This is a genomic window from Maribacter sp. Asnod2-G09 (assembly GCF_045063795.1).
GTDB lineage: Bacteria > Bacteroidota > Bacteroidia > Flavobacteriales > Flavobacteriaceae > Maribacter.
Window position 1 is genome coordinate 653253 of the sequence record NZ_JBEFOA010000004.1, and the last position, 23759, is coordinate 677011.

Here is a 23759-nt window from a genome sequence, read left to right on the forward strand (position 1 = left end):
GAATGAATACAAAAGAAATTTTCAATATTGGTTGTCATAAAATTTATGAAAATTTTATCGAGTGCGGATTTAAAGCAATTAAAAAAGGTCAGGTATTAAAAAAGTCTTCTGATAATAAATTATTTGATTTCGTTATTACCTTTTCATCAACCACAAAAAACTGGAGTGGTTCTGTAGCTGTAAATCCATATATTTCTGTCGAATCAAAACAATTGAAAAAGTGGAGAAAAGAAAAGTATAATTCTGAAGATGTAAGTGCAATTATTTTTCGCACGAGTTTAGAAAGTATAACTCCGCTTAAAGGAAAACATAATGAGTGGAATATCGCAATAAATAATCAAGAAAACAGTATCCCTAAATTATCAGAAACGATTAAAACCTATGCTTTTCCTGTTTTTGAGAAATTTGAATATCTTGAAAATCTCGTAAATGAAATTGCTCAAAATGGATTACAATTAAATGACCATTTTGATACAAAAAATCAAAATTTACCCATAGACTTTCTTGTATACTATGGTGACATAAAAACCGCAGAAGTAGCTTTTAATAATTATTTGAATACTCAAAAATTAAGAGGAAGAGCAATAAGTTTTTACAAAAAAATTCAAGAAGACAAGAATACTGCATATGGTAATATGACAGATATTACTATGAAAAAGGCATTTCTAAACGAATTAGAAATTCACTCTTAAAATAAAAATACTAAACTTTTTAAACTCTATTAATGAAAGACGGCTTCTTTACCTCGTTAAAAAAACTAAGACAAGAAATTAAACCTCTTGACAATACTTCTGTTCTAGATGTTGAAAAAAAGTACAGTATTAAATTTCCAGAATCATATATCAACTTATTACAGTTTCAAAATGGTGGTTATTTAGACTATTCTAATTACCCCATAGAATTATTAAAGATTAAAGTACCTTTTTCAGATGATATCTTGACCATAAGAGGGCTATGTGGAATTAGAAATGAATCTAGAGATTACAATCTTGAAGAAAACACAGACCTTTTAGAAGAATGGGGTCTAGATAAGACTAGATACGTTGCATTAGATAACGATGGTCATTGGTGGGTATGTTTTGATAAAACACAACTGAACCAAAATGGAGAACCAAAAATTGTACATATTGAACTTGAATATGGCGACAGCCCTGTTATTACCATTTTAGCCGACAGTTTCCAAAGTTTTATAAGTAACCTACAACCAAAAGAGTTGTAAGCATCGCAGTTAAAAGATTAGAAACTAACAAACAAATTTAAATGGGGACTTTTGGCACAGGAATTTTAGATAATGATACTTCTGCAGAGGTTTATAATAAGTTTATTGAGCACTTAGAGAATGGAATCTCAATACAGGATATTATTAAGAAAATAAATATTGAGTTCTTAGATTATTCTAAAGGAAATTCTAAAACTGATTTCATTTTCGCACTTGGTCTTGCCTTATGGGAAAATTGCTCGCTTGATGAAAAAATGCTAAATCAAATAAAAGAGTTTATTGATTTAGAAGTTGATCTTGATAACTGGAGAAAACTTGAAGGAAGCGAAAAAGATATCAAGCAAAGAAAGCTGGTATTAAAAAAGTTTCTGAAGAAGATAGAAACACCAAGAAGCAAACCTTTAAAAAAGGTAAAAAAAGTAATCATTTACGAACCACCAATTTTCAAAACCGGAGATTGTTTAATATACAAACTCTCAAATGGCAATTATAGCGGAGCAATAGTCATCGGAGAACATAAAATTGACAAAAAGAAAATGGGGAGTAATGTACTTATGTCCACCAATATCAAATAATTAAGCAAACCCAATAAAGAAGAATTTGAAAAGGCAGATGTTCTTATTACGAATTTCGGAGATTTAAAAAATTGGGTTCAAATTAGCGAGTATTCCGCAGATTTTTTCAATGAATTTAATACCGAAATTGAAGTTGTAGATAACCTTGAAATAAAAGAAGAAATACAAGAATATTTCAGTATTAATTTTTGTGGCTACTCCCCTTGGAATTTTCTAATAACGAATATTGAAAATGAACAAACAAGAAAACCTGTTAGAAGAAAAATTAAAGTTTTAAGTATAGCAGATATTCTATTTGATTTAAAATTAAAAGAAACTCGCAATACATTTTAAAAAACCAACCATTCTATTACCTAATCAACCAACAAAACAAATTCACCTACAAGTACCAAAAATGAAAAATATAATAACCTTATTAATACTCATAGCAACTAGTTTCTCTTTTGCACAAAGTGAAGAAAATAAAGAAAAATTTAGAACATTAGAACCAGATATTTGGTTGGGCATTTGGGATAGGGAGAACTCAAGCAAAGAAATAAAAATAGATAGCCTAAACTATAATGAAATTCCGAAATCATTAGATTTTAAAGGCACCGTTGTTGAAGCGCTAAAATGGAAAGATGCCAATGGTGAAAATATACTAATACAAACGGTAACGGGCAATTTTACTTGGATGGACTATGAAAAAGATAGTACAGATTACATGCTTCAAGACAAAGCTGAATTGTACGCTTATTTATTTGTAAAAAGCAATACTCAACAAGAGTACAAGAGGCAATGGCGAGTATATGATTATATAGAATGTTTTGGGGTAGATTGGTTTATAGGCTTTGCACCAAAAGCAACCACTATAACCGATTTGGACAATGACGGCATTACTGAAATAGCTATGCCTTACGTAGCTATGTGCCGTGGAGGCATGGATCCTGGTATCATGAAAATAATCATGTTCGAAGAAAATACAAAATATGCCTTTAGAGGTGAAACTATGCTTATGTGTGGTAATAAAAATGCCTATGGCGGCGAATATGAAGCAAGTTCAAATTTAGAACAAGAGCCAAGTTTTAATGTTTTTCTTAAACAACATTGGAATAGAAATAAATGTGAAGAAGGAAAATACTACTAGACCGTAAGTATTAAAATCACATATAACAAACGAATTCAATGCCGGCATAAATACCGGTAACACACTTCTATTGCTCCACTTATAGCAATCAAAAGTATCGAATACAAACTAAACTACCACGTTTGTCAACTCGGTACAATCTTGGGCATTACATTACGATATATTTATACAGATATGTCAAATCCTTTTAAAAAGATTGTAAAAAATGCTAACGAAACCCAAAAAGATTGGGGAACGAATGCGACTTCTGAAACCAGTTCTCGTAAATGCGAAAACTGTGGCGCAGCTAGACCCAAAGACACCAATCTAACTACTTGCGACTATTGTGATTTTAAGTTTATGGATATTGACAACGAGATTAAAACCGATATATAATGTTTGGATTCTCTAAAAAAGACAGTAAAGAAGAAAGAAAAAACCAGCCTGAATATCTTGCATTGGTTGAAAAGTGGGATTCATTTTTAGCAAAAATGGAGGCGCGTTTTACAGAGTCTTTGGTTCATGCCGAAGAAGCCATATTAGACAATTTAGAAGCAAATAATTATGACATGTCTGCAAACATGACTGCATGGAGCGGAATTAAATCTCAGCTAGAGGGTTTAGGCGATAAAATAGAGCAAACGTTCGATGATAAAGTGCAACCCCAAATGTTAGATTATGTTGAACGGTGGGATATTATTGATCAAGACCAAAAAGGTTCAGAATTATCATATTCTTTTAGTAGAAGAATAGAACGTTTTGAGATTGAATTAGAAGGTAAAATTGCACAAGAATTTTACAACCATGCTATTCAATTATTAAATGAAGATTTTCATTGCTCGCAATGCAGTGGTAAGCTAGAAGTGAAGAAAGACATTTTTAGATCTCATTATGTGGGTTGTGGGTATTGCAATACGGTAAACACGTTTATACCTAGCGATAAAATTACAGAAATACGTTGGGTAGTCGATAATATAGCGAAACACAAAGTATTGAAAGAGTGGGATGAAAAAAATGCAGCCCATAAACATTGTCAAAGTTTTCGCAGTTTAAATAAAGGAGATGATAAAACACCTTTAGCAAAAGCCTATGATAACTGGGAAATTAAAGAAAATGCATTCTGGACAAACTATTTTACAGAAAGAGCAGCCTTTTTACCAGAATACCAAGAGACGATTAAACACGATGTAAGCGTAAAAATGAACCTCTATTTCTATGATAATAAAAAGAGGAGCGATTTAAATAAAAATTAAAGTTAAAAAAATATGGAGATTAACGGAGTAACTTTTAGAGACTATGCCTGTGCATCGGCGAATATGGCAGCAGGTATGCCTACAGAAAAAATTTGTGAAATTCTAGGTATAGAGTTGCCAGTTTGGGAAGACACTAAAAACCAATGGAACGGTAAAATGGCAGAATTAAGCCATGACGACATGAAGTTTTTTGGTGAAGTTTTCATGAATCCGAAACAAGGTAAGTTTGCCAATGCTGAAGGCGGTGCCGAAGGTCCGGAAGTAGCACTTGCGAAATATCCAAAATGGAGCGACCACATTAAAATGGAAAGACATTTTGCTATAGCTCAAGATGTAGGTATCGATATTGATTTTCAAGAAGAGTACGGTATCTCTATTACAGAGTTTTCTCAACTAGGCATGCATTGGGGCGGTCGAATTCAAAAAGCCATGCAAGAAGATCCTAATTCTGGTAAAATTCAGAAACTAATGAAAAAACAAGGAAGATTAACTGAAAAGTGGGAGGCACACTTTAATGAAATGTACCAAGGCCAGAGCGCCAATTTAAGCGATGATATTGATTTTTAAGATAATACATACTAACCATTTACTATAAGTAAGAGTAAGGCTGAATAATTTTATTCAGCCTTATTCGTTTTTGTAAAACAAGAATAAGCAATTGAATATTACATGACAAAGAGTATCAAAATAGTATTAATCTTAATAGGCGTTGTGCTTACCCTACTATTTGTATTCCAATTTGTTATGAGTAGCTATAAATTAGATAATGCAAAAAAGAAGACCACAGTTTCTACCATAACGAGGAAGGAATTAAAACCACCAGGACTTTACCCACAGCATTCTTGGGTAGGTAAAACTATGCATACAACAAACGTTCATAAGGGAAGAGATTTCTTAATTCATGTTTCTATAGATAGTAAAGAAGCTTCTTTTTCCGTTACTGAAGAAGCCTATAATCTGTATAAAATAAAAGGTACTGTAAATGTTGAATTTGTTGATGCTGGTATTTTTAGAGGGAATGTAGTAATAGGAGTTACCATAGAACAATTCTAAAACAACGATAATAAAAAATGTTTGCTATAATTATACTTTTCGCAATACCATCTATTTTACTTTCAATAGATTTTATTAGATTTCTTATAACAGGAAAGAGGATTTTCAATACTACTATAAATGGTATTATAGCCTTTATTTCAATTGTAATACTTCCGTTTATTTTTATATCAACATTTGATATGATGCCTAATGACTGCTGTACAGATAGCGCAGTTTTCTCACCAGATCATAGGATAACCATATACCTAATAATTGTATTGTGCATAAGCGCATATTATGTATCTCGATTCAATAAAACCATTACAAGTCCTATAATTGAAACATTAATTAACGCAGTCTTACTTGGCGGCATCGTGTTTAACGCATTTATTTTTGTTCAAGTAGGTGAAAGTTCTGGTATCGATGGCAACCTATTTGGGCTAATAGGTAACGTTCCTATTATGGTATTATTTATTTTTCAGTTAATTGAAAATCAAAAAAAAGTAAAAGAATACAGTGCTGATTACGACTATGAGGGCTTAAGTAAAATAGAGAAATTGGCATGGAACATACTTAACTCAAATCTATTTATAAAAATCCCAATTCTCTGTGTATTATGTTTACCTATACTAATAGTAGTATGTAGTTTTTTACTGCTTTTTGGTCAAAAACCAGATTCTATTATCAGGGCTTTTACAGACACGTATAAACATGGTTTTTCTCAATTAGATTATATGTGTGATAATGTACAATGTGGCGGGCATTTTTTGTGTTCTGTGGCAGCCAATGGTCATAAAGAGTTAGTAAGTCCTAAAAGATTTGGAGAGAGAGGAGGCAACAGAATTATGTGTAACAGACAGCTTTTAATTTCAAATGCCTTTGAAGAGCTTATGGAGGTTAACTATCCTAAAACCCACAGTTTTATTAGAAAAAATTATAACCAGGTAGGTAATGTAGTTCACAAATATTATGGTTTTTTCAATAATAAATTCATTGCAGACATCGTCTATGTTTTAATGAAACCTTTAGAATGGTTCTTTTTATTTACACTCTACATTTTTGACCAAAATCCTGAGAACAGAATTGCACAACAATATTTATCATTAGCAGACAGAAAAGCTATCGAAATGGATAGAAAACTGAACTATAATAATATTAATTAAGAATATACAAATGAAATACATACTAGCGATATATTTCTTAAGTCTAAGTGTAATGGTGGCACAGCAACCACAAATAAACTCAGTGAAAAACTCCAAAACTTTAGAAGGTTTCTATGATTTATCTGAAATGGAAATGCCGACTAAACTATATTTGTTAGACAATAATCTATTTCATTACTACGCCATTTTTGGTAGTGTAGATTTAGAAGTTTATGGTACTTATAGTATTAGTGGCAAAGAACTAAAATTAGAGCCCAGCAAAGAATTGGTGCAACCTTATGTATTATATGCAAGGCACAATGACCAATTAAAAGACACCATTTCATTTAATTATATAAGCCCAGAGTATCACAGAGAAAAAGTGTTTTTTAAAGTTGATGAAGAATGGGTTACAAACCCTGAAAGTACAGGTAGTTTTGACGAAGTTTCACTAAAGTACAACATTGCAACCGTAAAAAACATCAAAGTAAATCTTACCGCTAGTCAAATACGTGAAACCCCTACTTACAATACAGTAGAACTATACTCAGGTGCAGTCGCAAAAGGGTATAATGAATTTTTAATGGATAATAATCGTTTTTATTACATGAGACAGCGTTTAGCTAAAGAACCATTAGTAGTCGAAGGAGATAAAATAATTAGCGGAGGAAAAGAAAGAATACGAGAACCTTTACATGAATCTGATAAAAAAGCAATAACCAGGTACATTGCTACAGGTGGTTTTTTTAGGGACACGACAATTAATCGTGATAAAGAATTTCACAAAATCGACCTTATAAAAGAAGATGCTAAACCACTGCTGCATATATTGAAAAATGGTAAAATAAAGGAAGAAAACTAATATTGGATTTCTATTTCAGAAAAGCCTTTTTAAAACCTAGATACCAATGAAATTTACAATACTACTATTCTTTTTAATAGTCCCTATCTCGCAGTTTTCTTTGAGCGCTCAAGAAGTTCCTATTCTTGAATCTAAAATAGAATCAGACTATGATTTTGAAACAAAGAAAGATTTATGGTCTACTTGTAGTTTATTATTTACAGATATGAAAGTATGGAACAATTATGATGAAGGCAAAAGAAATAAATTGACAAACAAATGTGCAGAATTAGGTTACAGTGAAGCTTGTGAAGACATGTGGAGTATTGTTTGCGGTGATAATTGGACGGATGAAGGTTATAACATTCACAAGCTAGATAAACAAATCCCATTTTGTAGTGTTTCTTCTGCCCTAAGTCCACAAGAAAATAACAACTACAATCATACCAGTATAAGCGACTTAAGTTATGCTACTGCTTGGGTAGAAGGTGTAAAAGGAGATGGCATTGGTGAATATGTTGAATTTAATTTTCCGGCACAACATCCTCGTATTACAACCATTAAGATTGCTAACGGTTATGTAAAAGACAAAACTACTTGGCAAAATAACTCCCGTGTAAAGCAATTAAAAGTATGTGTCAACAATAAAGAATTTGCCATTTTAAATCTGAAAGATGTGTATGCAGAACAGATTTTTGAGATACCAACAATAGGCTATGAAATAACTTATAGAGGTGTTACCAAAGACGGTAAGAGTTATTATAAATATAGGGATGAAAAAGGCAATCAGTTCAAATCTTATAATAAAGAAATAGAATCAGGAGATACAATAAGGTTTGAAATCATAAGTGTTTACAAAGGTGATAAATACGATGATACTGCTATAACAGAAATATATTTTTCGGGATTAGATGTGTATTAATATATGAGATTAATTAGTAGCATATGAATAAGGAATTAAAGAACATACTAGGTAAGTTAGATAACCAAGATGCTAATCAGCAAGAACTAGGTTTTGAGGCTTTGGCAATTATAAAAGAAATATTAAAACAAAACCCTTTTGATATTGATATGCTAACGCTGCGTATGCGTTTAAATACTGATATTTTTGAAAACACATCTCAAATTATAGAGGACGCAACTTTTATAATAGAAAATGACCAATTTAAGCAAGATAAAATGGTTGGTTATGATTGGCTTTTCTGGGTCTATAATGATTCGCTTTCAATGCCAGATAAAGCTGCCGAAGTTATTGAGGAGCAATTGGTAGAAATACAAACTCTTTATAAGAAACGTTATATAAAGGATGATAAAGAAAGTGAGTTACTAGATAAATTAGCCCTTTTAAAGCATAATAATAAGCAAACAGATGTTGCGTTAGACCTATGGTATAAAGCTTATAAAAAATATCCATTTTTTTATAACAATGGCTTTGTGGGCTTAAAACATTTAGAAAAAGAAAATTATAAGATTGCAGAAGAAATTCTACTAACACATTACACTTGGTCTTTTGATAGCGAAGATGGTTATCGATTGCAATACGGCATCAAACTAAAAGAAATGTATGATGCTAAAAAGCTAGATAAAAACCCACAATTACTAGGGCTGCTATTTAATATTATTAGAAATGAAAAAAATCATTTTAAAATAACGGATAAACTAGATTTTTACGAAAAGTATTACCCTGAAGTAGAAAAGTGGTTAGAAATTTATCCAAACAATGCATTATTAGTAACTGCTATTGCAAATACACATTACTTTGATACAAAAAACTATGTAAAGGCATATGAAGCTTTTAAACTTCTTTTTAATTGCGAAAACCATACTGCTTATACAGATTTAGATAGAGTTAAAAAAGCGGCAAAAAAATCTAATAATGATTTTTTAAGTCTTCCTTTTAAATTTTCCGGTCCTTCTGTACATATGTACAACACATTATCCACTTTTACTATCCTATACAATAAAACCAAAAAAACCAAAAAGAAGAAAAAAATAGCACAAATAGCAATACAGTATGGTGAAGTAGGTTATCAGCAATATAAAGATTACCTGCTATTTGGTAAAGGAGACACTCACAACAACCAACCACATTTATTTGCCATGCTATGTAATAATTATGCAAATGCATTGGGTAATTATGCTGAGACTCTTAAATATGACAAAGAGAAAGAACTGCTGTATGACAAAGCTGGAAGCATTCACATAGAAGGTTTTCAAATGAGTCCATTTATGGAAAATATTGAAAATGCATCTTATGATTATTTTGAAGGTAAAAATTATCAAAAATCAATAGAAAGTACACAAACAGTTTTTGAGCAATATGGCAAAGAGTTAAGTATAAACGAGAGACAAAAATACTTTTTACGCTTAGTAAAATGTTATGTTGGTATAAAAGACCTCGAAAATGCAGAAGCAAATTATTATAAGGCAAAAAAACTTTATAACAAGATAGGACAAGGGGCTAAAGATGCTGCCCATTATGTAATATTTTCAGGGAAAATATTTTATGAATATGCTGTAACAGAAGAAAAAGTATATGATAAATATATACCAGAAATGGAATGGTTTCTTGATCAAGAAGTAATACAAGAACAAGAACCTAAAGAAGTAGGTTTGGTAGCTTATTATTTAGGTCTTTGCTATAATGCCACAAACCAAAAGGATAAAGCTGCCAAAGCGTTTCAAAAAACGGTAGACTATTTACAAGATATAGATGATTGGGAATTTTACGAAACAATATGTGAGGAAGCCGAAGATGCTTTAGATGACCTTGGAGTTAAGGTTATTAAAAGAAAGAAAAAAAATAACAAATCTGTTTTAAAAAAAATCGTGGATACTTTATTCTTTCCGTTTATGATTGTAGGTCTTATGGGTGCAGCCTTAGTCGCATTGGTTCAATTGATGATGAAAAAAGAAGAATAAGTATTATGAGAACCTCATATCACCATACTAATTCTCTTTTTTTCTATAATTATAACCAAACGAAAAAATTAGGTTATACCGCTAACTGTTGTTTTATAAATAAAAAATAATATGAAAATATTACAGTCCCTAATGCTATTATTAATCATTGTTCTACACTCCTGCAAAGGGCAAAATAACCAAGAAGAAAAACCACTTACAGGTTTTAACAAGGTAAAATTAATTCTAGATAATGAGTTTATCTCAAAAGATACCATTACCCAACAAAACACCAGTTTTTTAAATGCTACAACCACGCAAAATGTTTCTGTATTACATCATATAGAAGAAACAGGGTTTCATATGTATAATAGCTTAGCGTTCAAAAACAGGAATGTTGGGATTATTGTTGGCGGTGCTGGTTTAATAACCAGAATTACAAAAGATGGTGGTAAAACCTGGCTAGAAAATCGATTTTCTAGATTTGGTAATCCGTTTTATTCTGCAGCATTTTCAGGTGATAACATATTTGTAATTGGTGATAGTGAATACATTTTCACTACTCCAGATTTTGGAAAAAACTGGAGTGTATTTAATACCGAAGAACTATTTGAAAAAAGAGGACGTATTTCTCCCAAATACTACAAAACAAGGTTTGTTAATGACAAAATTGGTTTTATAGTAGGCTCTGGGTATATAAGTGGAGAAGAGAATAGCATTTCAGTTATTCTTAAAACCGTAGATGCTGGCAAAACCTGGACAACTATTGAACATATGGGCTTAGAAAAAGAAACTGAAGGAATCTCAGACTTTGTTGCCTTTTCAGAAAAAGAAATTATTGTAGTGACTTTTTCAGGTAGAAGTTATAAAAGTATTGACGGTGGTAGTAATTGGCAACTACTATTTGAGACGGACGGTGAAGATTTTGTAAACCTCAATTCCATTGCATTCTTAAACCCTAATATTGGTTTAATTGGTGGTTTAGGAGGCGATTTATTCTACACAGATAATAGTGGTTTAGATTGGCGTAAAATTGATATGCCAAAAGATGGAGATGGGTATAAAGCAAATATTTCTGATATTATTTTTACCAAAGAATCCGCACTCATAACCACGAGTATATCTTCAGATTATTACAGAGACACCTTTGTATACGAACTCAATATTGATGGAACCAATATAAGACCCTTCTTGACTTCCGATAATGAAGAGGTATTATTTACTGGTGAGTCATTCGGTATTCAGGCTATAGATGATGAAGTGCTTATTTTAGATAGGGACAATCTGTATAAAACAAAACCATCAAATAAGTAATATGCATTTTAGATTTAAAAACATACATATAATTATTATAATTCTATTTACAGCCTCTTGTTCAGATGCTGACGAAACCTATTACGAGATAAAGGGAGATGAAGTTCTATACCATTCCGTTTACAGACTCGGTCAAGAATATTACACCAAAGCACATACTTCTATTGATGTTGTTGAAGGGGCAGATGCGCAAACTTTTAGACAGCTGACAAAATATTACGGCGTAGATAAAAACAATGTTTTCAATGAAACCAAAAAACTGATTAAACGTGATCCGGCTACTTTTAAAGTTTTAAAAAGATACGTAACGGCTGATACATATGGTGTGTATTACAATAACGACATTATCAATAACAGTCATGGTTTAAGCTTTAGGTTTTTAAACAACAGATATGCTATTGATGATAATCAGGTGTATTATGAACCTTCTGACCTAAATAGCATTATCCACGGGGTTGACAAAAATACGTTTTCAATTATTGGTGATGATTACAGCGATTATGCTAAAGATGAAAACCATTTGTATTATAAAGGAAAAGTCATTGAAGATGCCCATATAAATTCATTTAGTATTCTAGAAAAAGACTTTTCTAAAGATGGCACTTCAATATTCTATAAAAGGGAAAAAATTAAGGAAGCCGACTATAATTCGTTTCAAATTTTGAGTTACGAAGAGGTTAAAGAGTACAACTATAAATTCATAGCGCAAGACCATATTAATTTCTATGGTAGCAATGGAGACCATATAAAACTAACCAAGAAAACAGAAGTTACAAATGAGCATTAAAAATCAACTTATCTTATTACTCTTCTTTTGTAGCGCAACCAACCTTATAGCCCAAAAAGACACCCTCTATTTTAATTCTCGATGGAATACAACAGACAAAAGCAATGCTGCTTTTTTTCGCCTTGTGCCGTTAGAAAAAGAAGGCGATTTATATAAGGTGAAAGACTATTATATAAATGGTAATCTGCAAATGCAGGGCTATTGGTCTAATTTAGAGAAAGAGACTTTACATGGCAAAGTTACTTGGTATTTTGAAGACGGAACAAAGTCCATAGAATCAGAATACAAAAATGGCGTTTTAGAAGGTGCGAATACCATTTACAAAAAAGGAGGTCAGGTAAGTTCTAAAGGCATCTACAAGAACAATGAGCCTTACTCGGGTAGTTTTATTGTGTATCGTCTTTTACAAACCTACGCCAATGGCATATTGAATGGCGAAGAAATCAGCTATGCTGAAAATGGCAAAATAGCCACTAGAGGGCTCAATAAAAACGGTAAACGATTTAGTGGAGAATTCACCAATACCCAAACCGAAAAAACCACTTATAAAGATGGAAGAAATGACGGATTTACAACATCATACTACGATTTAAATTTCACGCAGAAAAAGCAATCTTATGCTATTAGTAACGGCATAAAAGAAGGCGAAGAAATTTCCTTTTACGAAGATGGGAAAGAAAAAGCTAAAGGCATCAATAAAGCGGGCATGTCATATAATGGCTCATTTTACAATGAATATTTACGTACCATCACCACGTATAAAGATCGTGGTTTTCATGGTCCGTTAACTAAATTCAATGAACAAGGTAAAATAATTTCGGTACGTGAGTATAGTAATGGCAAGGTGTCAGGTAGGGTAATGAGTACAGGGCTTTTTGAGAATAAAATATGTGAATGTGAATATCGTGACCAAAAACCATTTAATGGTGAAGAATGTAAAGGTTATGACGTTTATGACTATGTAGATGGTCTATTGGTAAAGCTAACTTCTTACAATTCTGAAAATGAAGATGAAAAAATAGAAATTCAATTGTTTCAGGATAAAGAGAAAACTAAAAAACTCGTTAACCTAAACGGAGAAATATATGAGTTACTTTATAAAAATGGCAAAGCGTATTCCGGACAAGACTATGATCGTATATCTGGTAGCTTAACCACTTTTAAAGACGGTGCAAAAGAAGGTCCTTTCCGAATTAATAAGAGGTACAAGGGGTATATCGCATCTGGTAATTATAAACAAGAGGTTTACGACGGAAAAATAGAATTCGAGAATTTAGAAAGTAAGACAAGTACATTCTGTACGTACCAAAATGGAAAACCAATTGATGGCGTCGCAATTTACAAAGACACCATTGTATCTTATAAAAACGGACTTAAACACGGGTTAGAAACCCCTATGCGCACTTATGGTGCTTACAATGCTCCTTTTGATAGTATCAGCAGAAACTATAAAGAAGGTAAGCTACATGGACAAATTCAATATTTTGAAGAAAGTAAATTAATAGCTGAAGGATTATACCAAAACAACAAACCTTTCACGGGCGTATTTTATGAGTATTCTGGCGGAACTAATTACACCCGCAACACCTATAACAAAGGCGCACAATTAAAAGAGGAATATATTGCTCAAAAATTTAAAGCTATCTACGAGTACAAAGACAATAAACTTCAACAAGGAAAATTCTATTATAATGAGGAGTTAATCGCTGAGGGATTATACAAAAATGAGATTCCGTTTGAAGGTAGCTTTGCCACACTAGAAAAAATAGACAAGAACTATTTTCCTGAGAAGTACACACTTACTAGGTTCAAAAAAGGCAAGAAAAATGGAGATGAAACTGTGGTTAATTTCAAAGATAATACCATAGAAGAAGTAACCCAATATAAAAATGGAAAAACCCAAAGTAAAGCTATTTTCCTTCCTTTTAAAAATAAAACTAGCCTCGAAGGCACCTATAAAAATAACATGCCTTTTTCAGGAGATTTTTTAACTACTCTAGATATTAACCTACCAGATACAGATACCAATAGTAGCTATCAATCTGTAAGTCATTATGAAAATGGTCAAAAATCTGGCATGGAATACTTTACTACTATGGGATCTAATATGCAGGTTGTTTTAGATAGTGTAAGCTATAAAGACGGAAAACCATTTCAAGGCAATCTACTTGAAGTATACCATAGCGATACCCTACAACACCATTATGAAGAAGGAAATTTAGTACAGACTAATATTTATACATGGGGACTAAGCAAAAAACCAGATGCCATAGTCAAGAATACGAATAACGGCTATACGACTACCAATGAAAGTCTTTCTAGAGACATGACCAGCTATTCTAGCGAAGTAGTATATACAAATACCGACCCTAGTGAGGGAACTGCAATTATTACAGGTAATGGGAATGAAATGGGTAGATTTTCATTCTCAAAAAAAGGTATCTCTAATGCTTCATTTTCGTTTAAGGAATATGGCACAAACGTTACCATAGAAAGTATTTCTTTAAATAAAATAAATCTCGTTTTTGACTTAGAAAATATGCTGATTAAGTTTGAAAGCACACTTAAACCTATGAGTAATATAAAACCGAGTGATGTTCAAGATTGGTTACGGTTATTCTATTTCGGTGATGGTCCGGCAAGTTTTTATTTAGATGGTGAAGAAACTCCTATTGCTACATGTATGTATAAAGAGGGTCGAGAGTACAACGGTATTACCGCTAACATAAACCAAAATGGTAGCTATAACTATAATATGTTTGAGAATGGCGAATTGGTCGAACAGCAAAAAAATATAACTAAAGAGCAATTAATAGAACTAATTCAAACAAAGCAATAACTATAATGAAAAACATACTCCCCCTACTCTTTCTAGTTTTTAGTGCCCACATAACTGCACAAAAAGATACGCTCTATTTTGATGCTGACTGGCATAGAACTGAAAAAGCTAGTGCAGCATTTTTCAGACCGGTACCACTAGAAAAAGAAGGTGATTTGTATCATGTAAAAGATTATTTCATTAGCGGAAATATTCAAATGGATGGCTATTGGTCAAATCTAGAAGACGAAACTAATCAAGGAAAAGTACAATGGTACCATGAAAATGGTCAGCTTTTAGAGAGTAGACAGTATACTGATGATATTCTTAACGGAGAATCTATCGTGTATTCAAAAAACGGATTCTTAAGAGCAAAAGGGGAATATAAAAATGGTCACGGTTGGGAAGGCACTTTCATTCACCCTTGTTGCTTTAACGGATACATTCCTATATACAAAGAAGGAAAACATATTGGGCAGCAAATGTTTTATGAAAACTCTGACCAATTAGCGCAAGAGAAATTACAACAGAATGATAGTATTGACATCACGATATATTTTGATAAAAAAGGAAAAAAAATAGGTCGAAATGAATACGTAAATAGAAATATAAAAAACGGAATGTTAGCTACGTTTTTTATAAATAAAGAGGATGATGCCATAGGTTTAGAAGACTATATGCATTTTAAAAATGGCAAATTATATGGTGAGTATGCTACTTTTTCTGACGATGGTACATTGTTCTCAAAAGTTGATTATAAAGATGACAGACCGTATAACGGAACTGTTTTTAGCTATAGTAACTTAAAAACATATGTCAACGGAAAATTAGAAGGTAAGGAAATAGGCTACTCAAGAAACAAAGTAGCCATCACAAAAGGTATAAATAAAGATGGAGAACATTGGGAGGGTGAATTCGTAGATAATTATGAAAACATAATTTCAAGCTATAAAGAAGGGAGCTTAGATGGCAAACAAACTACATTTTATTCTGATAGCTTGAAGCAGGTGAAGGCATATGAACATATTCAAAATCACGATAAAAACGGGGAAAGTGCCTATTTCTTGAAGGACGGGAAAGAATATGCAAAAGGAATCTACAAAGACCATAAACCTTGGAACGGAACCTTCTATAACCCCTACAGCTTATTCTTTTCTTCTTATAAAGATGGAAAAAAACATGGTTCGTTCATTCAATACAACAGTGAAGGTGAAATAGAAGAACAACAAGAATATGAGAATGATTTACTTACTGGAAAGGTTTATAGTAACCTCATAGATGGAGACATTTGCGAATGTATTTATAAAAAAGGGGAACCGTACACGGGTCAAGTATGTAACAACTATACCAGAACGCACTATGAAAATGGGCTTACTGTTAAAATAGACGATTTTAAGTTTGATTATGAAAATGACAGCATCGTTTTTATTGGTGACACCTCATACGAAAACGGAATCATTAGTGCACAGACTGTAGTTGCAGAAGATAAAACCTACGCCATAACTTTTAAAGATGGTCTACCGTACAATGGCGTTCACTACATATCGTATACTAAAGAAATGACTACCTATAAGAACGGAATAAAAGAAGGTGTTTTTATTGAGCAAGATGAAGATAATAGAGATTTGAGTGTAGGGGGTTTTCATAAGAATAACGAACGCCACGGATCAATAGAATTTTATGAAAAGGATTTAGACAAGAAGACTACTTGCATCTATAAAAAAGGGAAGCCTATTAAAGGGACGGTTATAAATGACCATACATCTACAACCTACAAAAACGGTCTAAAACAAGGGATAGAAAAAGAAATTATTGAAACCGGGTTAGAAGAAGTAATAGGAAGGCAGGCAGAATACGATAAGGGAATTATTTTAACCGAATCATATCCTCAATTAAAAAATCCAAAAGGAGAAATTGCCAAAGGTGTGTACAAAAACGGCAAACCTTTTAATGGCGATTTTTATAAATTCGAACCTATACTAGCCTCATTTACCCATTATGAAAACGGGGAAATATCTGGTACACAATATTTGGGTTTTAATGACTATGAAACTCTTGTTGTTGTAGATTCTATGCAATATAAATCTGGCAGACCCTATCAGGGCAGGTTTATGGAACATACAGAAGACCGGCTACACTTTCATGAATATGACAAAGGAAAACTTGTAAAAACTATAGTAACAAAAGATGATGTAAATCAAAGAATACGAAATACAGTTATCTATTCTGATACCGGATTTAAGGTTGCTGAAAAAGATTCAGATCTGGTGATGTTCAGAGCTACGTATTTGAATGAAGAACACACGAAAGCTAAAGTAGAAGTATATTCTGATGTTGATGTGTCGGCAGGCACACTAGATTATCATGAAAATAAAATAACTGCAATCGATATTAATTATCATGAAGCACGCTATGATATTAATTATTCTTTAGATGATGACAAATTACTCATCACCTTGAAAAAAGAAGGAGTTTTATTAAAGGCATATCCTAGTTTAAAACATATTAAGCAGTTTACGTACAAAAACTTCCTTAACCCAGAAAGGCTGTTTGTTGATGGTGAGGTGACTATGTATTCTTATGTTGACAATAAGCTTTTAGCAACAGGTATAATTCTTAATAATGATTTTTACGACGGTGGTCATATTCGTTATGCTAAGGACAGTAAAACCTATACTTACTTAAAATATGATAAAGGAGAACGTTTAGTTTGGGAAACTAGCCTGACCAAAGAAGCCCTTTTAAAGCTATTCATTAAAGAATAAACCAAAAGACTCCGTTCATTTAATATTGCTAAATCCATTCTTTTAGATATCATTTTCTATATGAAAACGGACTAATATAAATTAGATAGATACGAATACAAATTAGTGAGATATTCTTAACAATAATCCTTTTTCTTAGAAGTTCAATCAACTACAACCAAGAAAAAAATTATGGGATTATTCAGTAAAAAAGATACAACAACAGTTTTATCTGAAAGATGGACAAAAGAAGGTAAACAATTTAAAAATCAACTAAATGCATTTTTAGATGCCATATATAAAGATGGTGATGGTCCAGAAGAGCCCCATGAAACTCGTGCAGATATGGCAGAGGCTGTTTACCATAAAGCCATAGAACTGAATAAGAATGGAGAGCATAAAAAACTACGTGAATTATTTCCGCCAGCGTATGAACCATTCGAGCAATTTTATGGCGGAATCTCTAGAAGTATAAACCAAGTTATTGTATTAAAAGATGATAAAATTGTAGTTCGTGCAGATGGTAATATTTATTTGGATGACGGCAATGTTTATTTATTAGAAGATGATAACGTAACCAAGCAAAAAGGAGTTCGTGCTATAGGAATTTCAGCAAACAAAGAATTTGTAGTTAAGGTTACTAAAAAAGAAGTACAGGTGTATAATGATTGGGATGCAGAACCAATACATATTTTCAAATACCCTAAAGGATACGGCAAAGCAACAGAAAACATAAAAGTTGCCAATTTTAAAAAAGAAGGTCTTATAGTTCTAAGTGCTAATGTTTTCAATGATGGCAAACGAGTGTTATTGGCGACTACGAACGGTATTTTTATAGTTGGTAATCAGGTTAGTGAATGTGTATTTCCAACACAAGAAATGCTTCCCCATTTTATAGAGAGTTTCTATGAAGAATATGATGAAGACGAAACTTTTGAAGTCAACTTAGATTATTTCCACGCTGCATTATCCCCAGACAACACTAAAATAGCTACTGGTTTTCAATCAAGTGAACATTTTATTTTAGAAGAAATAGACAGTCATTTTCAAACAACAGGTAAAGTTCAGGCACGTTCAGAATACCCACATACCGTAGCTTTTCATGATACTTTAAATCATATCGCCTTAGGTTCATGTCATTATCAACAAAGTGGTGTAATTGGTATGGACTTAAACCATTTACCAATAGAGGCAAATACATCATGGTATCAAGATTTTGATGAACGTTTTGATGTTATGAATGACAATCTTTGGGTCTTCTCTATACTGCCATTTAAAGACGGTTATTTATTAGGTTCCAATAATGGCTATATCTGGTATGTAAATCCTAAGAACCCACAGGACAAAGCCTATTTACATGTTGGAGGTACTATTATGAGCATGGATTATTCTGCTGATAAAACACACTTAGTAATTGGTACGTTCTCTGGTTACATTATAAAGTTTGACTTAACAGTAACAGAAAGAGACAAAACCTTAGTAACAGATATGAATGTAAAAGAAAGCAACCGTTGGGTTATTTGGCAAGATATTGAACCTTTAATTTGGTAAAAAACTATATGCAATTACTAGATAATCCATATACATTTTGGGGCGGCTTAATTGCCGCCAATATTCTTATGTATTTATGTACAATTGCAATTAGCTATACCTGGTCTAAAGTATACAACCACAAAACATTAACGCTTACGAAACCTGATATTATAAATAGTATATTAGTCGTACTTATTAATATTGTGATAGCCATACCTGGTTACTATTTATACATTAATGAATACATTAGGTTTACAATAGACACTAATTTTTTCCTGGATTTTGCTATACTCTTTTTCACTTTTGATTTGGTTATGTACTTACTACATTTGGTATCTCACTTTGTTTGGCCATTTAACAAGTTTCATAAAAAACATCATGCTCATAAATTTTTTAATGCTATAAGTTTATATGTTATGGCACCTTCAGAAACTTTTCTCTTTGGGTTGCTTTTAACGGTTTGCGCCTTTTTTATTCAACTCAACATTTATAGTTTTCTAGCATTCATATTTTTAAACTGGGCATTAGGTGTTATTGGGCATTTAAATACACAATCAACCAAGCAACCATTGCTGTTTGGCAACCATGTATTTCATAAAACTCATCACCAACAAGCCAATCAAAATTTTGGATTTTATACTGTAATTTGGGATAAAATATTTGGCACCTATTATAAGCCTCAATAATATTGTAATACAGATACTGCAAATTAATACAGGTTCAATGATTATAATTTTACTACTTATTATTGTTGGGTTACCTTTATTACTAATAATACTTGCCATAAGGGCGTTAATTAAAAAGAAGAAGAAAGCAGCCGTATGGTTGTTAAGCTGTACCATAGCATACGTACTAATATTTTATATCATTACGTGGTTAACAGATGGTAGTACAATGGCTAGATTTTAATGACATCTCCCTGCAAAATGTTTAAAGTAATGAAAACACAACATTTTAAAATAATAGTTCTAATACTATTGGGCGCTACCCTGCTCTACAGTTGTGCTAATACAAATGAAACAAAGAATATTTCTTTTTATCATTGGAAAGCTAAAGCAAAGTTTACTGATTCATATAAAAACGCCTTAATATTAGCTGATAGCAAAAAGGTGTATTTGCATTACTTCGACCTGAATTTGGTAGACGAAAATGATTTGCAAAACGATGGTATTTACCCTGTATATCTATTAAGAGAAGTTGATAAGGCGTATCATGATTTTGATATAGTACCCGTGGTATATATTACAAATAAAGTATTTAACGATGAAATTGACATTCAAGGTTTAGCGGAGCGCACTACCCGATTAATACATGAAATAAGTGAAAAGCAATTTCATAAAAAACTAAGCACAATTCAGATTGATTGTGATTGGACACAGACTACAAAGAATGCCTATTTTGAGTTTTTAAGATTAATGCAAAAAGAATTTGAAATATCTACCACAATTCGATTACATCAAATAAAATTTCAGAAGAAAACCGGTATTCCGCCTGTAAAAATGGGAACCTTAATGTTGTATAATATTGGTGATTTAAAAAACCAAAAAGAGAATTCAATTTTAGAAAACAGAATAGTTCAAAAATATATAAATACAGATACCAGTTACCCTTTAAAACTAAGCATTGGGTTACCTCTCTTTTCTCAAACGATAGTAACAAACACATCAAACAAAATAAAAATAATAAAAGATACAGAACGTTCTATTTTAGAGAATGATAGTCATTTTGAAAAAGTAGACGAGACTAATTTTTCTATTTTAAAAGATACTTTGTATAAAGGATTTTACTTAAGTAAAGGCTATAACCTAAAATTAGAAGAACTTTCTGAAAAAGAGATTATTACATCGTATAAAACAGTAAAAAATAGCAAGTTGAATATTGATGATGTCATCTTTTATCATTTAGATGACAATGCTTTGAACAGCTTAGATTTAGAAAAAATTATAATCGAATTATGAAAAATATACTCACGTTAATAACACTATTTTGCACATCAATTACCCTGGCTTGTGGTGGCGGAGAATGGTATGGTGGCTTTTATAATCTATTTAAGCAAACTAATATTTCTGCAGAAGAATTCTATCCTTTTTTGCGTGATGAATACAACCATTTTTATGAAGAGCATTATTACTATGATGCAAACGCTAAAAAAGTCTACCCAAAAGGAAATGTAAAACTTTGGGAAAGTATTCTAACCAAATGGACTACTAAAGAAATTGAGAAAGCGGTTTACAATTATGACCAGTTTAATTGGGAGAATAAGAACTCAGCCTTAGAAAAAAATGCAAAAACTTATTTAGCATTTGCTCAAAAATGTAGCGAAATGTTTAGCTATAGAAGTGCAAGAAGTACTTGGGATTATGAAAAAGCCTTATTGCAGTCAGAATATAAAGAACAAGATGCGCAAGCTTTAGTTGCTGAAGCGAATACTTTGTTAAGTACGATAACTAATGAGCAATTAAAAGCAAGGTATTATTATCAAATAATTAGGGCATTGCATTACACAAAAAATTATAGTGAGGCTATTACTTTTTTTGAAAATACGATCAAGAATAAAGTGACTAAAAATGAAATATATTATTACATATTAGATCAGGTTGCCGGTTGTCATTACTCTTCAGGCAATTATGACCTAGCAGCCTACTATTTTACCAAAGTACTTAACAAGAGTGTAGACAGAAAAAAAACTGCGTTTAACAGCTTTAATTTTTGCACATTTAAAAATGTAGATGGTGCGCACTATTCTAAGGGAATTGAAGATGAAAAAGACTTACTGTTAATTCGTAGTCTACGAGATTTTTCAGATGAAATTAACAACATTAAAAAATTTATTGCATTAGACGCAAATGATGCCCGCGTAGAATTACTATTTATGCGTGCATTAAGCAATGTAGAACGCGATGTTTGGGAAACCGACAGTTACGAGCATAAAAAGGAATTACCTTATCTAAAAGCTAATAATAAACATGCTAACTTATTACAGGTAGCAGAACAGCAAATAGCTTCGGGGGTAAAGAATAAAGATTTCTGGAGAATGGCTAGCTCCTATTTATCTTTTGTAAACAAAGACCTTACTGCAGCCAAGCACAAATTAAAAGAAGTAAAGACATTCTCTGATCAAAAGAAAATATTAAACATTGTTTATGAGGTATTTACTTGGGAAACTATTAGCCCAGAAAATGAAAATTACATTCATAAAGTTTTACTAGAAAACCCCATTAAGAAAGATGAAAGTGCAGAAGATTGGCGTTTAATCATTTTAGATAAAATAGCTCATACCTATTTAAACAATGGTGAAATCGCTAAATCGTTTTTAGTCCATAATAGTATCCAGAATACCAATAAAATACAATCATTAGAACTTTTAAATGATTTAGAAAAATTCTATTTAAAACCTAATAAAAGTGATTACGAAAAACAACTGATTCATATAAATACAAATAATAAAGTAAACTATTTAGACTATATCAATTACCAAAAAGGGCTGTATTATTTATATGAACAAAACCCTAAGCAAGCATTAGTATTTTTTAATAAAAACAAAACGTATGTAGGCAAGAAATCAATACCAGCATTAATTTTTAGTAACAACATAAAAGAATGTTTTGATTGTGTAGAAAGTGAGGTTATGGCAGATGAAGTGTATAAAGCCTTCCCATTTATCGCCACTACATTTAGCAGAAAACAACTAGCAGAAAATTTGATTGCTTTAGAGCAATTAAGGCAAGATGAAAAGCAATGGAAAGTTAAACTCGCCAATTATCTTTTAGGTAATTATTACTTCAACATATCTAACACAGGGTATTACAGAGGACTCTTAACCAGTAATTCTAACTGCTGTAGTTATAGTTACACCTTTAATGATCAAATTAAGGAAGCAGATGCCATAATTAAAAATAAAGAAAACTATAATTTATCTACCATATTTCTACATGACAAAAACTATTTTGATATGAGTTCTGTTGCCATGCAGTATTATCAAAATACCATAGACCTTTCTACGGATAGAGAGCTTAATGCACGCTGTTTATATCTAATGGCTAAGTGTGAATTAAATCGTTTTTATAATGTAGGCGTTTCAGCAACTTTTGAGGTAAAAGAGAATGAATATTATACATTTAAATTGCCTCAATATAAAAGCTTCAAAACTTTAGAAGAAGAATATTCATCGACCGATTTTTATAATATGATTATTGATGAGTGTAGCTATTTTAAACTTTATACATCGCAGTAAAATTTAGGCATTAGGAATTTAAAAAACTTAGTTATAAAAAGAGTTTACGATGTGTAAAAAATAAAGAGCAAAAACCTTAAATTTTGAGGATTTAGTTGATGATATGTTTACCGAAACTTTTAGTAAAAAACAATACTAAAAATTGTGAGTAAGAAGACCTTATTACATATTTTCTAAAATCATTACCTGAAGACAATATGTGACGCTTAAATCTTACTATTTACCAAAGGTTCTTAATAACACTCATAATTAACACAT

The 23759-nt window shown here is 31.8% G+C and carries 21 protein-coding genes; all 21 read left to right on the top strand.

Annotated elements, in window-relative coordinates; genetic code table 11:
- Nucleotides 1-2 precede the first annotated feature (2 nt).
- The 21 genes from ACJJVT_RS09845 (at nucleotide 3) to ACJJVT_RS09945 (ending at nucleotide 23501) form a co-directional block, all read left to right on the top strand.
- The gene (locus tag ACJJVT_RS09845; RefSeq protein ID WP_405398295.1) at nucleotides 3-692 is read left to right on the top strand and encodes a hypothetical protein; all 690 of its coding nucleotides are present in this window, start codon (nucleotides 3-5) and stop codon (nucleotides 690-692) included.
- A gap of 32 nt (nucleotides 693-724) precedes the next feature.
- Entirely contained in the window at nucleotides 725-1219 is a 495-nt protein-coding gene (locus ACJJVT_RS09850) for an SMI1/KNR4 family protein (protein ID WP_405398297.1), read from the top strand.
- Between the two features lie 41 nt (nucleotides 1220-1260).
- Nucleotides 1261-1794, top strand: a complete 534-nt coding sequence (locus ACJJVT_RS09855; RefSeq protein WP_405398299.1) for a hypothetical protein — start codon at nucleotides 1261-1263, stop codon at nucleotides 1792-1794.
- 394 nt (nucleotides 1795-2188) lie between these two features.
- Nucleotides 2189-2920: a M949_RS01915 family surface polysaccharide biosynthesis protein gene (locus tag ACJJVT_RS09860; RefSeq protein WP_405398301.1), complete on the top strand. Its 732-nt coding sequence runs from the start codon at nucleotides 2189-2191 to the stop codon at nucleotides 2918-2920.
- Nucleotides 2921-3094: 174 nt separating this feature from the next.
- Nucleotides 3095-3295 carry a hypothetical protein gene (locus tag ACJJVT_RS09865; protein ID WP_324028183.1) on the top strand — a complete coding sequence of 67 codons (201 nt, stop codon included), beginning with the start codon at nucleotides 3095-3097 and terminating at the stop codon, nucleotides 3293-3295.
- Nucleotides 3295-4152 carry a hypothetical protein gene (locus ACJJVT_RS09870; protein WP_405398305.1) on the top strand — a complete coding sequence of 286 codons (858 nt, stop codon included), beginning with the start codon at nucleotides 3295-3297 and terminating at the stop codon, nucleotides 4150-4152. The genes ACJJVT_RS09865 and ACJJVT_RS09870 overlap by 1 nt, the downstream gene beginning before the upstream one ends.
- Before the next feature lie 12 nt (nucleotides 4153-4164).
- Nucleotides 4165-4719, top strand: a complete 555-nt coding sequence (locus ACJJVT_RS09875; protein WP_405398306.1) for a DUF6620 family protein — start codon at nucleotides 4165-4167, stop codon at nucleotides 4717-4719.
- A 177-nt stretch (nucleotides 4720-4896) separates the two neighbouring features.
- Nucleotides 4897-5205, top strand: a complete 309-nt coding sequence (locus ACJJVT_RS09880; protein ID WP_405398307.1) for a hypothetical protein — start codon at nucleotides 4897-4899, stop codon at nucleotides 5203-5205.
- Nucleotides 5206-5222: 17 nt separating this feature from the next.
- A complete protein-coding gene (locus ACJJVT_RS09885) occupies nucleotides 5223-6350 on the top strand; it encodes a DUF6688 family protein (protein WP_405398309.1) in 1128 nt (375 codons plus the stop codon).
- A 10-nt stretch (nucleotides 6351-6360) separates the two neighbouring features.
- Entirely contained in the window at nucleotides 6361-7191 is an 831-nt protein-coding gene (locus tag ACJJVT_RS09890; RefSeq protein WP_405398311.1) for a hypothetical protein, read from the top strand.
- A gap of 46 nt (nucleotides 7192-7237) precedes the next feature.
- On the top strand, nucleotides 7238-8092 hold the full coding sequence (locus ACJJVT_RS09895) for an NADase-type glycan-binding domain-containing protein (RefSeq protein WP_405398312.1): 855 nt from the start codon (nucleotides 7238-7240) through the stop codon (nucleotides 8090-8092).
- 23 nt (nucleotides 8093-8115) lie between these two features.
- Nucleotides 8116-10092 carry a hypothetical protein gene (locus ACJJVT_RS09900; RefSeq protein WP_405398313.1) on the top strand — a complete coding sequence of 659 codons (1977 nt, stop codon included), beginning with the start codon at nucleotides 8116-8118 and terminating at the stop codon, nucleotides 10090-10092.
- Between the two features lie 111 nt (nucleotides 10093-10203).
- Complete coding sequence (locus ACJJVT_RS09905) at nucleotides 10204-11385, top strand: WD40/YVTN/BNR-like repeat-containing protein (protein WP_405398315.1); 1182 nt, start codon at nucleotides 10204-10206, stop codon at nucleotides 11383-11385.
- 1 nt (nucleotide 11386) lies between these two features.
- Nucleotides 11387-12172: a DKNYY domain-containing protein gene (locus ACJJVT_RS09910; protein ID WP_405398317.1), complete on the top strand. Its 786-nt coding sequence runs from the start codon at nucleotides 11387-11389 to the stop codon at nucleotides 12170-12172.
- Entirely contained in the window at nucleotides 12162-15011 is a 2850-nt protein-coding gene (locus ACJJVT_RS09915; RefSeq protein WP_405398318.1) for a toxin-antitoxin system YwqK family antitoxin, read from the top strand. Before ACJJVT_RS09910 ends, ACJJVT_RS09915 begins: the two co-directional genes overlap by 11 nt.
- A 5-nt stretch (nucleotides 15012-15016) precedes the next feature.
- Entirely contained in the window at nucleotides 15017-17755 is a 2739-nt protein-coding gene (locus tag ACJJVT_RS09920; RefSeq protein ID WP_405398320.1) for a hypothetical protein, read from the top strand.
- Nucleotides 17756-17926: 171 nt separating this feature from the next.
- Entirely contained in the window at nucleotides 17927-19285 is a 1359-nt protein-coding gene (locus tag ACJJVT_RS09925) for a hypothetical protein (RefSeq protein WP_405398322.1), read from the top strand.
- An 8-nt stretch (nucleotides 19286-19293) separates the two neighbouring features.
- Entirely contained in the window at nucleotides 19294-19953 is a 660-nt protein-coding gene (locus ACJJVT_RS09930; protein WP_405398324.1) for a sterol desaturase family protein, read from the top strand.
- Nucleotides 19954-19990: 37 nt separating this feature from the next.
- The gene (locus ACJJVT_RS09935; protein WP_299795839.1) at nucleotides 19991-20176 is read left to right on the top strand and encodes a hypothetical protein; all 186 of its coding nucleotides are present in this window, start codon (nucleotides 19991-19993) and stop codon (nucleotides 20174-20176) included.
- Between the two features lie 29 nt (nucleotides 20177-20205).
- Nucleotides 20206-21225 carry a hypothetical protein gene (locus ACJJVT_RS09940; protein WP_405398326.1) on the top strand — a complete coding sequence of 340 codons (1020 nt, stop codon included), beginning with the start codon at nucleotides 20206-20208 and terminating at the stop codon, nucleotides 21223-21225.
- Entirely contained in the window at nucleotides 21222-23501 is a 2280-nt protein-coding gene (locus ACJJVT_RS09945) for a hypothetical protein (RefSeq protein WP_405398327.1), read from the top strand. Before ACJJVT_RS09940 ends, ACJJVT_RS09945 begins: the two co-directional genes overlap by 4 nt.
- The last annotated feature ends 258 nt before the right edge of the window (nucleotides 23502-23759 follow it).

Coding starts and splice junctions, on each gene's coding strand:
- ACJJVT_RS09845 (WP_405398295.1), top strand. CDS start 3: ATGAATACAAAAGAAATTTTCAATATTGGTTGTCATAAAATTTATGAA.
- ACJJVT_RS09850 (WP_405398297.1), top strand. CDS start 725: ATGAAAGACGGCTTCTTTACCTCGTTAAAAAAACTAAGACAAGAAATT.
- ACJJVT_RS09855 (WP_405398299.1), top strand. CDS start 1,261: ATGGGGACTTTTGGCACAGGAATTTTAGATAATGATACTTCTGCAGAG.
- ACJJVT_RS09860 (WP_405398301.1), top strand. CDS start 2,189: ATGAAAAATATAATAACCTTATTAATACTCATAGCAACTAGTTTCTCT.
- ACJJVT_RS09865 (WP_324028183.1), top strand. CDS start 3,095: ATGTCAAATCCTTTTAAAAAGATTGTAAAAAATGCTAACGAAACCCAA.
- ACJJVT_RS09870 (WP_405398305.1), top strand. CDS start 3,295: ATGTTTGGATTCTCTAAAAAAGACAGTAAAGAAGAAAGAAAAAACCAG.
- ACJJVT_RS09875 (WP_405398306.1), top strand. CDS start 4,165: ATGGAGATTAACGGAGTAACTTTTAGAGACTATGCCTGTGCATCGGCG.
- ACJJVT_RS09880 (WP_405398307.1), top strand. CDS start 4,897: ATGAGTAGCTATAAATTAGATAATGCAAAAAAGAAGACCACAGTTTCT.
- ACJJVT_RS09885 (WP_405398309.1), top strand. CDS start 5,223: ATGTTTGCTATAATTATACTTTTCGCAATACCATCTATTTTACTTTCA.
- ACJJVT_RS09890 (WP_405398311.1), top strand. CDS start 6,361: ATGAAATACATACTAGCGATATATTTCTTAAGTCTAAGTGTAATGGTG.
- ACJJVT_RS09895 (WP_405398312.1), top strand. CDS start 7,238: ATGAAATTTACAATACTACTATTCTTTTTAATAGTCCCTATCTCGCAG.
- ACJJVT_RS09900 (WP_405398313.1), top strand. CDS start 8,116: ATGAATAAGGAATTAAAGAACATACTAGGTAAGTTAGATAACCAAGAT.
- ACJJVT_RS09905 (WP_405398315.1), top strand. CDS start 10,204: ATGAAAATATTACAGTCCCTAATGCTATTATTAATCATTGTTCTACAC.
- ACJJVT_RS09910 (WP_405398317.1), top strand. CDS start 11,387: ATGCATTTTAGATTTAAAAACATACATATAATTATTATAATTCTATTT.
- ACJJVT_RS09915 (WP_405398318.1), top strand. CDS start 12,162: ATGAGCATTAAAAATCAACTTATCTTATTACTCTTCTTTTGTAGCGCA.
- ACJJVT_RS09920 (WP_405398320.1), top strand. CDS start 15,017: ATGAAAAACATACTCCCCCTACTCTTTCTAGTTTTTAGTGCCCACATA.
- ACJJVT_RS09925 (WP_405398322.1), top strand. CDS start 17,927: ATGGGATTATTCAGTAAAAAAGATACAACAACAGTTTTATCTGAAAGA.
- ACJJVT_RS09930 (WP_405398324.1), top strand. CDS start 19,294: ATGCAATTACTAGATAATCCATATACATTTTGGGGCGGCTTAATTGCC.
- ACJJVT_RS09935 (WP_299795839.1), top strand. CDS start 19,991: ATGATTATAATTTTACTACTTATTATTGTTGGGTTACCTTTATTACTA.
- ACJJVT_RS09940 (WP_405398326.1), top strand. CDS start 20,206: ATGAAAACACAACATTTTAAAATAATAGTTCTAATACTATTGGGCGCT.
- ACJJVT_RS09945 (WP_405398327.1), top strand. CDS start 21,222: ATGAAAAATATACTCACGTTAATAACACTATTTTGCACATCAATTACC.